The organism is Pseudomonas sp. GD03862, assembly GCF_029840855.1.
GTDB classification, from domain to species: domain Bacteria; phylum Pseudomonadota; class Gammaproteobacteria; order Pseudomonadales; family Pseudomonadaceae; genus Aquipseudomonas; species Aquipseudomonas alloputida.
This window is the reverse complement of sequence record NZ_JAOCDI010000003.1, coordinates 15,176-27,999: the sequence shown is the minus strand read 5'-3', so window position 1 is coordinate 27,999 and position 12,824 is coordinate 15,176. Positions and strand designations below refer to the sequence as shown.

General features: G+C 63.9%; 11 protein-coding genes. 9 read left to right on the top strand and 2 right to left on the bottom strand.

Going from position 1 to position 12,824, the window contains the following annotated elements; translation table 11 throughout:
- Window positions 1-171 precede the first annotated feature (171 nt).
- From N5D53_RS03005 to N5D53_RS02980, 6 genes are all read left to right on the top strand, one after another.
- Window positions 172-1,527: a pitrilysin family protein gene (locus N5D53_RS03005; RefSeq protein ID WP_176684767.1), complete on the top strand. Its 1,356-nt coding sequence runs from the start codon at window positions 172-174 to the stop codon at window positions 1,525-1,527.
- A complete protein-coding gene (locus tag N5D53_RS03000; protein WP_190869863.1) occupies window positions 1,520-3,010 on the top strand; it encodes a pitrilysin family protein in 1,491 nt (496 codons plus the stop codon). Before N5D53_RS03005 ends, N5D53_RS03000 begins: the two co-directional genes overlap by 8 nt.
- Window positions 3,010-3,612: a 16S rRNA (guanine(966)-N(2))-methyltransferase RsmD gene (gene rsmD / locus N5D53_RS02995; protein WP_129933527.1), complete on the top strand. Its 603-nt coding sequence runs from the start codon at window positions 3,010-3,012 to the stop codon at window positions 3,610-3,612. The genes N5D53_RS03000 and rsmD overlap by 1 nt, the downstream gene beginning before the upstream one ends.
- A gap of 90 nt (window positions 3,613-3,702) precedes the next feature.
- On the top strand, window positions 3,703-5,004 hold the full coding sequence (locus N5D53_RS02990) for a pitrilysin family protein (protein WP_279839816.1): 1,302 nt from the start codon (window positions 3,703-3,705) through the stop codon (window positions 5,002-5,004).
- On the top strand, window positions 4,997-6,367 hold the full coding sequence (locus N5D53_RS02985) for a pitrilysin family protein (protein ID WP_279839815.1): 1,371 nt from the start codon (window positions 4,997-4,999) through the stop codon (window positions 6,365-6,367). Before N5D53_RS02990 ends, N5D53_RS02985 begins: the two co-directional genes overlap by 8 nt.
- Window positions 6,368-6,427: 60 nt before the next feature.
- Window positions 6,428-7,420: a hydrolase gene (locus N5D53_RS02980; RefSeq protein ID WP_279839814.1), complete on the top strand. Its 993-nt coding sequence runs from the start codon at window positions 6,428-6,430 to the stop codon at window positions 7,418-7,420.
- 102 nt (window positions 7,421-7,522) lie between these two features.
- Here the strand turns inward: N5D53_RS02980 and N5D53_RS02975 are convergent, their stop codons facing one another.
- Together N5D53_RS02975 and N5D53_RS02970 are read right to left on the bottom strand one after the other, a co-directional pair.
- Window positions 7,523-8,377 (bottom strand): sulfurtransferase, encoded by an 855-nt coding sequence (locus N5D53_RS02975; RefSeq protein WP_279839813.1) that lies wholly within the window; start codon window positions 8,375-8,377, stop codon window positions 7,523-7,525.
- A gap of 35 nt (window positions 8,378-8,412) precedes the next feature.
- Complete coding sequence (locus N5D53_RS02970; RefSeq protein WP_129933516.1) at window positions 8,413-9,078, bottom strand: TetR/AcrR family transcriptional regulator; 666 nt, start codon at window positions 9,076-9,078, stop codon at window positions 8,413-8,415.
- 150 nt (window positions 9,079-9,228) lie between these two features.
- Here N5D53_RS02970 and N5D53_RS02965 point away from each other — a divergent pair, with 150 nt between their 5' ends.
- From N5D53_RS02965 to N5D53_RS02955, 3 genes are read left to right on the top strand one after another with little or no spacing between them, the layout of a single operon-like run.
- A complete protein-coding gene (locus N5D53_RS02965) occupies window positions 9,229-10,659 on the top strand; it encodes a coniferyl aldehyde dehydrogenase (RefSeq protein WP_190869858.1) in 1,431 nt (476 codons plus the stop codon).
- Window positions 10,660-10,669: 10 nt separating this feature from the next.
- Window positions 10,670-11,155, top strand: coding sequence for a hypothetical protein (locus tag N5D53_RS02960; RefSeq protein ID WP_020192220.1), 486 nt, complete (start codon window positions 10,670-10,672; stop codon window positions 11,153-11,155).
- 20 nt (window positions 11,156-11,175) lie between these two features.
- Complete coding sequence (locus tag N5D53_RS02955) at window positions 11,176-12,774, top strand: GMC family oxidoreductase (protein ID WP_190869857.1); 1,599 nt, start codon at window positions 11,176-11,178, stop codon at window positions 12,772-12,774.
- Window positions 12,775-12,824 lie beyond the last annotated feature (50 nt).

Genomic DNA, 12,824 nt, shown 5'->3' with positions numbered 1-12,824 from the left:
CGCAGAACAGACTATCTTGAAGCCGGCTGGTTCATGCGCAACGTTTTGACTTAGTGTCCTGTGGGCCAGAACGGCGACAGGCATGGTCGCCAGGCAACCGGATCAGTATCCTAGCACCTCCTGGCCCGCCGACGCTAAACCCAGCGGGCCGCCGAACAGGTTAAACACCGTATGAATGCTCTAGCCCGCCGCGCCGCTGGCCTGTTGCTCGGCACGCTCTGCCTGCCGCTCGCGGCCTTCGCCGCCGATGTGCAACCCACCCACGAATTCATCCTCGACAATGGCCTGAAGGTCGTGGTCCGCGAAGACCATCGTGCCCCGGTGGTGGTCTCGCAGATCTGGTACAAGGTCGGCTCCAGCTACGAGACCCCGGGCCAGACCGGCTTGTCCCATGCGCTGGAACACATGATGTTCAAGGGCAGCGCCAAGGTCGGCCCCGGCGAGGCCTCGCGCATTCTGCGTGACCTCGGCGCCGATGAAAACGCCTTCACCAGCGACGATTACACCGCCTATTACCAAGTGCTGGCCCGCGACCGCCTGCCGGTAGCCCTGGAGCTGGAGGCCGACCGCCTTGCCAGCCTGCGCTTGCCTGCCGACGAGTTCAGCCGCGAAATCGAGGTCATCAAGGAAGAACGCCGCCTGCGCACCGACGACAAGCCCAATGCCAAGGCATTCGAGCTGTTCCGCGCCATGGCCTACCCGGCCAGCGGCTATCACACGCCGACCATTGGCTGGATGGCCGACCTGGAGCGCATGAAGGTCGAGGAACTGCGCCACTGGTACGAGTCCTGGTACGCCCCCAACAACGCCACCCTGGTGGTGGTCGGTGATGTCACCGCCGACGAGGTCAAGGGCCTGGCGCAGAAGTATTTCGGCAATATTCCCAAACGCGCCGTGCCGCCAGCCAAGCTGCCTCTGGAGCTGGCTGAACCAGGTTGGCGCCAGTTGACCCTGCACGTACGCACCCAGCTGCCAAGCCTGATCTACGGCTTCAACGTGCCCGGCCTGCCCACCGCCAAGGACCCACGGACGGTGCATGCCCTGCGCCTGATCTCGGCACTGCTCGACGGTGGCTATAGCGCCCGCATGCCGGCCCGCCTGGAGCGTGGCCAGGAACTGGTGGCCGGCGCGTCGTCCAGCTACAACGCCTTCACCCGCGGCGACAGCCTGTTCCTGATCTCGGCGACGCCGAATGTGCAGAAGCAGAAAACCCTCGCCGACGTCGAAAAAGGCATCTGGCAGCTGCTTGACGAACTCAAGAGCACGCCGCCCAGCGCAGAAGAGCTGGAACGCGTACGCGCCCAGGTCATCGCCGGCCTGGTCTACGACCGCGACTCCATCAGCAGCCAGGCCACCACCATCGGCCAGCTGGAAACCGTCGGCCTGTCCTGGAAGCTGATCGACAGCGAACTGGACGAGCTCAAGCGCGTCACCCCACAGGACATCCAGAACGCCGCGCGCACCTACTTCACCCGCGAACGCCTGAGCGTTGCCCATGTACTGCCCGAGGAGTCCGCCCATGAGTGATCGCCGCGCACCACGCCCAACCCTGCTGACCACGGGCATTCGTGCCCTGGCGCTGGCGGCAGTGCTGGCCGCTCCGGCCATGGCCGATAACGCTGCCAAGGCCGACAGCAGCGCGGCCCGCCCGGCCAACACCTTGCAGTCGCTGGCCGAACTGAATGGCAAGGCACCCAGCCGGCGTCAGTTGAACATCCAGCACTGGAACACCGCCGAAGGTGCCCGGGTGCTGTTCGTCGAAGCCCGCGAACTGCCCATGTTCGACCTGCGCGTCACCTTCGCTGCCGGCAGCAGCCAGGATGGTGGCACGCCAGGCCTGGCCGCCCTGACCAACGCCATGCTCAACGAGGGCGTGGCCGGCAAGGACGTCACCGCCATCGCCGAGGGCTTCGAAGGCCTGGGCGCAGACTTTGGCAACGGCTCCTACCGCGACATGGCCGTCGCATCGCTGCGCAGCCTCAGTGCCAAGGACAAGCGCGAACCGGCCCTCAAACTGTTTACAGAGGTGGCGGGCAAGCCGACATTCCCCGAGGATGCCCTCAAGCGCATCAAGAACCAGATGCTGGCTGGCTTCGAATATGACAAACAGAACCCCGGCAAGATCGCCGGCAAGGCCCTTTTCGGCAAGCTCTATGGCGACCACCCCTATGCCCACCCAAGCGACGGCACTGCCGAGAGCATCACGGGCATAAGCCTTGCCCAACTGCGCGCGTTCCACGCGAAGGCCTATACCGGCGGCAATGCGGTAATCGCCCTGGTCGGCGACCTCAGCCGTGCAGAGGCCGAAGCCATCGCCGCACAGGTGTCTGCCGGCCTGCCCAAGGGCCCTGCGCTGGCCGCACCGGCCCAACCCGCAGACGCCAAGGCCGGCCTGACCCACATCGACTTCCCGTCCAAGCAGACCCACCTGATGCTGGCCGAACTGGGGATCGACCGCCAGGACCCGGACTGGCCAGCCCTGTCCATGGGCAACCAGATCCTTGGCGGTGGCGCCTTCGGTACCCGGCTGATGAGCGAGGTGCGAGAGAAGCGCGGCCTGACCTACGGCGTTTACTCGGTATTCAGCCCGATGCAGGTACGCGGCCCGTTCATGATCAACCTGCAAACCCGTGCCGAGCTCAGCGAAGGTACGCTCAAGTTGGTGCAAGGCATTCTCGCCGACTACCTGAAGACGGGCCCTACCCAACAGGAACTGGACGATGCCAAGCGCGAGCTGGCCGGCAGCTTCCCGCTGTCCAACGCCAGTAATGCCAGTATCGTCGGCCAACTGGGCGCGATCGGCTTCTACAACTTGCCGCTGACCTGGCTTGAGGACTTCATGCAACAGTCCCAGGCCCTTACCGTCGAACAGGTCAAGGCAGCCATGAACAAACACCTGTCAGCCGATAAACTGGTGATCGTCACCGTTGGCCCGAAAGTGCCACAAAAACCGCTGCCAGCACCCACTGACAAGCCCTCCGAGCAACCGCTCGGGGTACCGGAGCACTAATGCCAAGATCCACCCCTCCCGCCCGCCAGCAAGCGGGCCAAAGCAAGGGCCAGGGCCACCTGCGCATCATCGCCGGCGAATGGCGCAGCCGCCGCCTGGCGGTGCCGGAAGGCGAAGGCCTGCGGCCAACGCCTGACCGCGTGCGGGAAACCGTATTCAACTGGCTGGCCCCCTACATCGAGGGCGCCCGCGTGCTGGACGCCTTCACCGGCAGTGGTGCCCTGGTGCTCGAAGCCCTGTCCCGTGGGGCCGAGGACGCCGTGGCGCTGGACAGTAACCCTGCGGCCATCGCCAACCTGAAGAACAACCTCGAAATCCTGCGCTGCCCTCGCGGGCAAATCCTGCAAACCGACGCCCTGCGCTACCTGCAAGGCCCGGCCAAGCAGCAGTTCGATGTCGTGTTCCTCGACCCGCCGTTCCATCAGGACCTGCTGGCCAACACCTGCAACATGCTGGAGCAGAATCAGTGGCTGGGCGAGCAGGCATGGGTCTACACCGAAAGCGAAGCGGCACCCTCGACCTTGCAGCTGCCGGGCAACTGGCGCCTGCACCGCGAGAAGAAGACCGGCCAGGTGCACTACGCACTCTGGCAGCGGGGCTGATTACCCGCGGGTTGGGTGTACTTAGTTACCGCACCCCACCTGCGCCATGGTTGAAGCTGCACCTTCATTTCCTGAAGGAGCAGTTCAACCATGGCCGAACACCCCTCCCCGCCGCTAATGGCAGCCTCGAAAGGTTCTTTTACCCTCGCCAACGGCCTGCACGTCTGCCTGCGTGAAGACCACCGTGCGCCACTGGTCAGCGTGCAGCTGTGGTACCACGTAGGCTCCAGCTACGAACCTGAAGGCCACACCGGCCTGTCCCATGCCTTGGAGCATCTACTGTTCGAGGGCAGCAGCAAACTGGCGCCTGGCCAGTACTCAACCCTCATGACCCGCTTGGGCGGCGACCCGAATGCATTCACCTATGCGGATGCCACGGTATTTCCGCTCACCTTGCCAACCCGCCACCTGGAAATTGCCCTGGAGGCCATGGCTGATGTCATGGCCAGTGCCACCCTCGGCGATACGCCCTTTGCTCGGGAACTGGCAGTGGTCATGGCTGAGCGACGCGAGGCAGTGGACAACAACCCTTGGGCATTGGCGCTGGAGCATCACGACTTACTGGCTTACGGCAATAGTGGCCATGGCACGCCTGTCATTGGCCACATGTCAGATCTGGAGAGCCTCACTCCAGCCGCAGCGCGTACCTGGTACAAGACCTGGTACCACCCCAACAATGCCACCCTCGCCGTGGCCGGCGACATCAGCCTGCTACAACTACAAACCTTGGTGACGCGCCACTTTGCGGCGATCCCCGCCCATCGCTTGCCGATGCGGCCCTTACCCACAGGGCCCTCCTCCCAGGGCCGGCGTTTTCAGACGCTGCGCCTGCCAGGCTTGCACAACGGCGTGATCATAAGCTTCAAACTACCCAGCCAGCGTACCGCGCAGTCTGCCAGGCAGGCCTACGCGCTGCGTCTGCTTCCCGATCTGCTTGCCAACGGCTACAGCAGCATCCTCCAGCGCAGGCTGCTGCTGGAAGAACCAATCCTGCAATACATCAAAGCGACCTATGAACCCTGGCAGCGCGGTGACAGCTTGCTGACCCTTTACGCGTTCTGCAGCCCACACGTAACCCCGCAGACCGCCGCCGAACGACTGATGCAGGAGATCGAAGCGTTTCGCCAGTCGGCGCCAGCCAGGGAACACCTGCAACGTGCCAAGGCTCGTCTGCTGGCCAGGCTGCTGTTCGAACGGGACGACATTGCCGAGCAGGCCCAAACCATGGGTAAACAGGCCGCCTGTGGCTTGCCGGTTATTTCGCTCAAGGAAGAACAACAGGCCATCGAGACCGTGACAGCCGAGCAGGTAGGCCTGGCTGCCTATGAATTCCTCACCCACTCCCGTGCAGCCTTCACGTTCACGCACCACAAGGAAAGCGCTCATGACTGACTCAACGACCCTGCAACAGCCTGCCGGAGCCAACAACCTCTACGGCGGGCTGCTCTCTGCCCAGGGACTTGACCTGGACCAGTTCGAAACCATCCATACACAGGTTCAAGTGTGGAAGACGACTGCGGGCACGGACGTCAAATTCGTTGAAGCACGGGAACTGCCAATCGTTGACGTGATACTACGGTTCAAGGCCGGCACCACGCAGGACACTCTGTACCCAGGCCTGGCAGCCTTGACGCTCTCCATGCTCGATGAGGGTAGCCAAGCCTACACGGCTGCCCAGCAGGCTGAGCACCTGGAGCGCCTGGGCGCGGTCATGGAAAAACAGGTACGTCTGGAACATGCGACGCTGCGCCTTCGCAGCCTTAGCCCCCCTTCTCTGCTCGACCCGGCCTTGGCGCTGCTCACCGACCTCGTGGCCCACCCTGTCTTCCACCCAATGGCCCTGACCAGGATCAAGCGCCAGTTGCTGCAAAACCATGCATCGCGCGAGCGGCTACCCATCCTCAGAGCACGTAGCGAAGTCTTCCGCCACCTGTTCAACGGGCATCCTTACGGCAACCCTCTGGGCAGCACCGCTCAAGGTATCGAGGCCATTACCCCTGAGGACTTGCGGGCATTCCACCAACGCGCCTACAGCGCCAGCAACCTTGAGATGGTCGTGGTAGGCGACCTTTCGCCTGGACAAGCCCAAGCCATCTCACAACAGATCAGCCAGGCCCTGCCGCAAGGCTGGTCGGCCACTGAACTACCGGCGGCCCCATCAGCTCCCAGCGCGACGATAGCCGTCGAGCAGGCTGGCGCCAGCAGTGCGATCCTGTTGGCACTGCCCATGAACGTACCCGCCAACGATCCGGAGTTTCTGGCCCTGACCTTGGCAAGTGCTGTTCTGGGAGAGGGCCTCGAGTCGCGCTTGATGGTGGAGTTGCGCCAACGACGCGGCCTGACCTACGGCGTGCATACGCATGTATTGCCATTGAGTGCAGGCGGCCTGTTCACCGTGGAATGGGAGGTTGCGCCCCAGCATGTGCAGGGCACGCAGGCACTGGTAGAAACCCTGCTGCAGGCGTTCATCGACGAAGGGCCCACCCAGCTGGAGCTGCAACTGGCACGCAAACAGCTGGAAGGGCAGTTGCTGCGAGGGATCGCGCAGAACAGGCAACTCGCAACACTGCTGACGGAAGTAACCCATCAACGGCAACCTGCCGATCATCTCGACACGTATAGCGCCCGTATTGCCGAACTTACCCCGGCAGATGTCCGAGCCGTCATGCAGCGCCGGCTGGCCCTGAGCCGCAAGGTGCTTGTCAGTGTCGGACCAGGCGTTGAGCAACAGCCGCTGCCAGCCCCCGACCAATAGCGCAGGTACTGTGGCGCTGTTTCATGGCAAGCTAGCAGGGCACATCATGAGCCACCCAGCATGCCCAGCCACAACGCCACATTCCGTCCGGCCATCGGCCTGTCCAATCCCCACCTGCAGACCCTGTGGGGGCCGCTCTGGCGCAAGCCGCCTGAGCTGCAGCGTGACCGAGAGCGGCTGTGGCTGGCCGACGGCGACTTCATCGACCTGGACTGGCACGGCCCGCACCAACCCCATGCGCCACTGGTCATTGTGCTGCATGGGCTGACCGGCTCGTCTCACTCGCCCTACGTGAAAGGCTTGCAGCAAGCGCTGCAAGATCGCGGCTGGGCCAGTGTGGCCGTGAACTGGCGGGGTTGTTCAGGCGAGCCCAACCTGTTGCCGCGCAGCTACCATTCCGGCGCCAGCGAAGACCTGGCGGAAATTGTCAGCCATCTTCGCGCCCTGCGCCCGCTGGCGCCGCTGTATGCAGTGGGTTATTCGCTGGGAGGCAATGTACTGTTGAAATACCTGGGAGAGAGCGGCGTCGCCAGCCAACTGGAAGCAGCGGCTGCAGTTTCGGTGCCCTTTCGCCTGGACCACTGTGCCGACCGTATCGGCCAAGGGTTCTCCAAGGTGTATCAGGCGCATTTCATGCGCGAGATGCTGGCGTATGTTCAGCTCAAGCAGCGGCACTTCCACGCCCGGGGCCAGCATGAACAGCTGGCGACACTGGAACGCTTGGGCCAACTCACCAATTTGCGCACATTCTGGGACTTCGACGGTAAAGTCACTGCACCGCTCAATGGCTTTCGCGATGCGCACGACTACTATCGCCGCTCATCCAGCCACTTCTTCCTTGGCCAGAACCGCACACCTACGCTGATCATCCATTCCAGCGATGACCCGTTCGTGTCCAGCCACAGCCTGCCGACGGCCCGTGAACTGTCACCACAAACCCGCTTCGAACTGCATGACCGCGGTGGGCATGTGGGCTTTGTCGATGGCAGCCTGCGAAATCCGGGGTACTACCTGGAACGACGGATTCCGCAGTGGCTGGTGGACGGTAGCTAGCCCGCGAATTGGTAAAGGCTGCGCGCCCCCTGTGGGAGCGGGCATGCCCACGAACACCGGCATTGCCGGTGCCACCCACCGCGGGGGTTCAACCCGGTCTGCTTACTCGCCGGTGGCCACAGCATGCTGCGGGTTGTTGATCCACTCACTCCACGACCCCGCATACAGCTTGCCCAGCGGGTACCCCGCCAGCGCCAGCGCAAACAGGTTATGGCAAGCGGTTACCCCAGACCCACAATAAGACACCAACTGCTCCGGCGCCCGTCCAGCCAGCTTTTCGGCAAAACGCTGCTTTAGCTCATCCGCCGGCAGAAAACGCCCGTCATCCCCCAGGTTGTCGGTAAACGCCGCACACTGGGCACCGGGAATATGCCCCGCCACCGGGTCGATCGGTTCCACTTCACCACGAAAACGCGGCAAGGCACGCGCATCGATCAAGGTCAGGTCTGTGCTACCAAGGCGCTTGCCCAGATGGTCGGCATCGATCAGCAGCTTCGCGTCAGGTTCACCACTGAAAGTGCCCTCACGTTTGGGTGGAGGGTCCAGGCTCAACGGCAGGTTCGCTGCGTGCCAGGCCTTCAGGCCACCGTCGAGAATCGCCACACCACTGCGCTTGCCCAGCCAGACCAGTAGCCACCAGGCGCGGGCGGCAAAGGCGCCGGGGCCGTCGTCGTACAGCACCACCTCGCTGTCGTTGTTCAGGCCCCACTCTCGCAGGCGCTCGACCAGCCGCTGCGAATCGGGCAATGGGTGGCGCCCGGTGCGCCCCTTGCTCACCGGACCGCTGAGATCCCGGTCCAGGTCGGCAAAATGCGCCCCCTCAATATGCCCCAGGGCATAGCTGCGCTGGCCATAGTCCACATCCTCGAGGGCAAAGCGGCAGTCGAGGATCACCAACTTGGGCGAGCCCAGACGCTCGGCCAACTGCTGCGGGGTGATCAATTGCGCAAGGGGCATGACAATCTCCTGATCGATGGCACGAGAGCCCTGGGCTAGAGCTCCAGGGCCTGGTTGAACGGTACATGGAATTCCTGACACAGCGCGTCTACGGCAGTACGGGCATTGTCGGTGACGAAACCGAGCTCCAGCACCAGCACCTGATAGACGCCGCGCTTGAAGGCTTCTTCACCCAAATGCGCAGAATGTTCACGCGTGGTGCTGAGAAAACGTACCCATGATGTCAGCACGATCCAGGCGTTGATGGTCAGTGACTCGATCTGCGCCGGCACCATGGCCAGGATGCCAGCCTCGACGAAGCCGCGGTAGATCGCCTGGCCTTGGCGCAGGCAGCGCTCGGAAAAACGCCGGTAACGGGCGGCCAGTTCGGCATCGCTGTCCAGCAGATGCTCCAGGTCACGGTGCAGGAAGCGGTAGTTCCACATCGCCGCCAGCAAGGCCTTGAGGTAGAAGCGCTTGTCTTCCACGGTTGCCGCGCGGCCCTGCGGCGGGCGCAGAAAACTGTCCACCAGCGCTTCGTACTGGCTGAACAACAGGGCAATGATCGCCTGCTTGTTGGGGAAGTGGTAATACAGGTTGCCGGGCGAGATTTCCATGTGCGCGGCAATGTGGTTGGTACTGACGCTGCGTTCGCCCTGCTGGTTGAACAGCTCCAGGCTGTTCTGCACGATGCGCTCTCGGGTCTTCATGCGCGGGGCCATGCTCGCTCCCAGTCTGCGGGCCTTCATCAAAGGTTTATCTTACGGCGTATTACAGATGGAATGCACCGTTGAACGACATGTAAAAATTCGCACCATGGTACAAATTAGAGTATAGGCTCTAGGCAACCCCGGCCCGGACTCGACATAACCATGAACTCGCCCAGTGCCTTGCCCCCTGTGCAATTCGACCTCGACCTCGCGACGACGTTCGCGGCCCAGCGCCTGGCCTTTGCCGGTAACCCGCTGCCACCAGCGGCGCAGCGGCGCCAGTGGCTGAAGAGCCTGCGTGAAGCCTTGCTGAGCAGCCAGGCAGAACTGATCGAAGCCATCAGCCAGGATTTTGCCGGGCGCAGCGCCGACGAGACCTTGCTGGCCGAACTGCTACCGTCAGTGCAGGGCCTGCGCCACGCCGAAAAGCACTTGCAAGGCTGGATGCGCACCCGCCGACGCCGCGTCGGCCTGGCGTTCCAGCCGGCCAGCGCACAGGTGCGCTATCAACCCTTGGGCGTGGTTGGCATCATCGTGCCGTGGAACTACCCATTGTTCCTCGCCATCGGCCCGTTGACCTGCGCCCTGGCCGCCGGCAACCGGGTCATGCTCAAGCTTAGCGAGGCCACGCCCGCGACTGGCCTGGCCCTGCAGCAACTGCTCGAGCGTGTGTTCCCCACAGACCTGGTCAGCGTTGTGCTCGGTGAGGTCGAGGTGGGCCAGGCCTTCGCCCGCCTGCCCTTCGACCACCTGCTGTTCACCGGTGCCACCAGCGTGGGCCGCCAGGTGATGCAGGCTGCCGCACACAACCTGACCCCGGTCACCCTGGAGCTGGGTGGCAAATCCCCCGCTATTGTTTCTGACGATGTGCCGCTGGACAGCGCCGCCGAGCGCATCGCCTTCGGCAAGACCCTAAACGCCGGCCAGACCTGCGTCGCCCCCGACTACGTACTGGTGCCGCGCGAACGGCTGCCCGCCTTCAGCGACGCCTACCAGCGCGCCGTGCACCGACTGTACCCGCGCATCGCCGACAACCCCGACTACACCGCCATCATCAACCCGCGCCAGTTGCAGCGCTTGCAGCACCTGCTGGACGATGCCCGCGCCAAAGGCGCGCAAGTACTCGACCTGTACCCAGGCGAAGCCCCTCAGGGCCGGCGCCTGCCGCCACACTTGCTGCTGGACGTGAACGACAGCATGCAGGTGATGCAAGACGAAATCTTCGGCCCGCTATTGCCGTTAGTGCCTTATGACGGCCTCGACCAGGCCTTGGCCTACATCAATCAGCGCCCACGCCCACTGGCGCTGTACTTCTTTGGCTATGACCGCCGCACCCAGGAGCATGTGCTGCGTCACACCCACTCCGGCGGTGTGTGCCTGAACGATACCTTGCTGCATGTCGCCCAGGACGATCTGCCCTTCGGCGGCATCGGCCCTTCAGGCATGGGCCACTACCATGGTCATGACGGTTTCCTCACCTTCAGCAAGGCCAAGGCGGTACTTGCCAAGCAACGCTTCAACGCCGCACGGCTGATCTACCCGCCTTATGGCAAAGCCTTGCAGCGCCTGGTCTACAAACTGTTCATCCGCTGAGGGCCGCGCCATGCACCGCCGCGACCTGCTGCGTTTCAGCCTCGGCGCCAGTGCTTTTCTGGCGGGTGCCAGCCTGGTGGGGTGCAGCGTGCAAACCGCCGCGACCGGCTATCAGGTACTTCGTGACGACGACTTGCCCCTGCTGCGTGCGCTGATCCCGGTGGTCCTGGCCGGTACACAGGCTACCGATGCGCCGGTGTTGCGCAGCCTCGACAACAAGCTGGCGGCGTTGTCGCCGGAAATGCTCAAGCTCACCCGGCAATTGTTCGACGTGCTCAGCCTGCCGCTGACTCGCGGCCCGCTGACCGGCGTCTGGGGCAGCTGGGGCCAAGCTGGCGCCACGCAGGTCACGGCGTTCCTGCAACGCTGGCAGGACAGCTCGCTGAACCTGCTACGCATGGGGCACGCGTCGTTGCTGCAACTGCTGCAAATGGCCTGGTACGAACGCCCCGAATCCTGGGCAGGCTGCGGTTACCCGGGCCCACCGAAAATCTGAAAACAACAAGAGCATCGCCAATGCCTGTCCCCGACCCGTTTCGCCAAGGCCTTGACCGCGGCTGGATCACCCACGACGCCTCGCGTCTGGAGCACGACCTGTTTCTGGAGGCCGACATTGCCGTGATCGGCAGTGGTGCCGGCGGCGCCACCAGTGCGCAGATGCTCAGCGCTGCCGGTTTCAAGGTACTGCTGATCGAAGAAGGCCCCCTGAAGACCAGTAGCGATTTCCACCTGCTGGAGAGTGAAGCCTACGCCAGCCTGTACCAGGAAGGGCTGGGGCGCATGAGCAAGGATGGCGCCATTACCATCCTGCAGGGCCGCGCCGTGGGCGGCACCACCCTGGTGAACTGGACCTCGAGCTTTCGTACCCCGCCGCAAACCCTGGCGCACTGGGCCTCGGTCCATGGCGTGAACGGTTTGGGCGAGGATGAACTGCGCCCCTGGTTCGAGCGCATGGAGCAGGAACTGGGCATCAGCCCTTGGGCCTTGCCACCGAATGCCAACAACGATGTGCTGCGCCGGGGCTGCGAACAGCTGGGTTACCGCTGGGGGGTGATCCCGCGCAATGTGCGCGGCTGCTGGAACCTGGGCTACTGCGGCATGGGCTGCCCGGTGAATGCCAAACAGTCGATGCTGGTGACCCGTATACCTGCCACCCTCGAGCAAGGCGGCGAACTGCTGTATCTGGCGCGGGCCGAGCGCTTCGCTCACAACGGCGAACGCATTCAGAGCCTGACATGCCAGGCCCTGGACGCCCAGGGCATACACCCTACCGGCAGGCAGGTCAGCGTGCAGGCACGCCATTACCTCCTGGCCGGTGGCGGTATCAACAGCCCGGCCCTGCTGCTGCGCTCTGCCGCGCCCGACCCGCATGGTCGCCTGGGCAAGCGAACCTTCCTGCACCTGGTCAACTTCAGTGCGGCACGCTTCAGCGAGCGTATCGACCCCTACTATGGCGCCCCGCAGTCGATCTACAGCGATCACTTTCAGTGGCAAGACGGCGCAGACGGTCCGGTTGGCTACAAGCTGGAAGTGCCGCCACTGCACCCGGCCCTGGCCAGCACCCTGCTGGGCGGGCACGGCCACGAGAATGCCCAGCGCATGGCCGAGCTGCCCCATACCCATGTGATGCTGGCGCTGCTACGCGATGGTTTTCACCCCGAAAGCCAGGGCGGGGCCGTGGAACTACGCAGCGATGGTTCACCTGTGCTCGATTACCCGGTCACCGACTACCTGCGTGACGGCTTGCGGCGCGCCTACCGCAGCATGGCACACGTTCAGTTTGCCGCTGGCGCCACCCAGGTAACCCCGGTGCACAGCGACGCCAGCGCCGCCTCTAGCCTGGAACAGGCCCTGACCATGATCGACAAACTGCGCCTGGAGCCCTTCCGCACGCGCTTGGGCAGCGCCCATGTGATGGGCGGCTGCGCCCTCGGCGAAGACCCGCGCCACGCGGTGTGCGACAGCCTGGGCCGCCATCACCAGCTGGAAAACCTGTCGATTCACGACGGTTCACTGTTCCCCACCAGCATCGGCGCCAACCCGCAATTGTCGGTGTATGCCATCAGCGCCAGGCTCAGCGAAGCACTGGTCAGCCGCCTGGCACACAGCGCATGACAACGAACATGGCCCCTGTCTATAGTGCCATCAGTCGGCCGCATGACTTG

What these genes read in the sequence shown, in the direction of transcription:
- N5D53_RS02985 (WP_279839815.1), top strand. Translation starts at nt 4,997, where the DNA reads ATGACTGACTCAACGACCCTGCAACAGCCTGCCGGAGCCAACAACCTC.
- N5D53_RS02955 (WP_190869857.1), top strand. Translation starts at nt 11,176, where the DNA reads ATGCCTGTCCCCGACCCGTTTCGCCAAGGCCTTGACCGCGGCTGGATC.
- N5D53_RS02990 (WP_279839816.1), top strand. Translation starts at nt 3,703, where the DNA reads ATGGCCGAACACCCCTCCCCGCCGCTAATGGCAGCCTCGAAAGGTTCT.
- N5D53_RS03000 (WP_190869863.1), top strand. Translation starts at nt 1,520, where the DNA reads ATGAGTGATCGCCGCGCACCACGCCCAACCCTGCTGACCACGGGCATT.
- N5D53_RS02980 (WP_279839814.1), top strand. Translation starts at nt 6,428, where the DNA reads ATGCCCAGCCACAACGCCACATTCCGTCCGGCCATCGGCCTGTCCAAT.
- rsmD (WP_129933527.1), top strand. Translation starts at nt 3,010, where the DNA reads ATGCCAAGATCCACCCCTCCCGCCCGCCAGCAAGCGGGCCAAAGCAAG.
- N5D53_RS03005 (WP_176684767.1), top strand. Translation starts at nt 172, where the DNA reads ATGAATGCTCTAGCCCGCCGCGCCGCTGGCCTGTTGCTCGGCACGCTC.
- N5D53_RS02975 (WP_279839813.1), bottom strand. Translation starts at nt 8,377, where the DNA reads ATGCCCCTTGCGCAATTGATCACCCCGCAGCAGTTGGCCGAGCGTCTG.
- N5D53_RS02970 (WP_129933516.1), bottom strand. Translation starts at nt 9,078, where the DNA reads ATGGCCCCGCGCATGAAGACCCGAGAGCGCATCGTGCAGAACAGCCTG.
- N5D53_RS02965 (WP_190869858.1), top strand. Translation starts at nt 9,229, where the DNA reads ATGAACTCGCCCAGTGCCTTGCCCCCTGTGCAATTCGACCTCGACCTC.
- N5D53_RS02960 (WP_020192220.1), top strand. Translation starts at nt 10,670, where the DNA reads ATGCACCGCCGCGACCTGCTGCGTTTCAGCCTCGGCGCCAGTGCTTTT.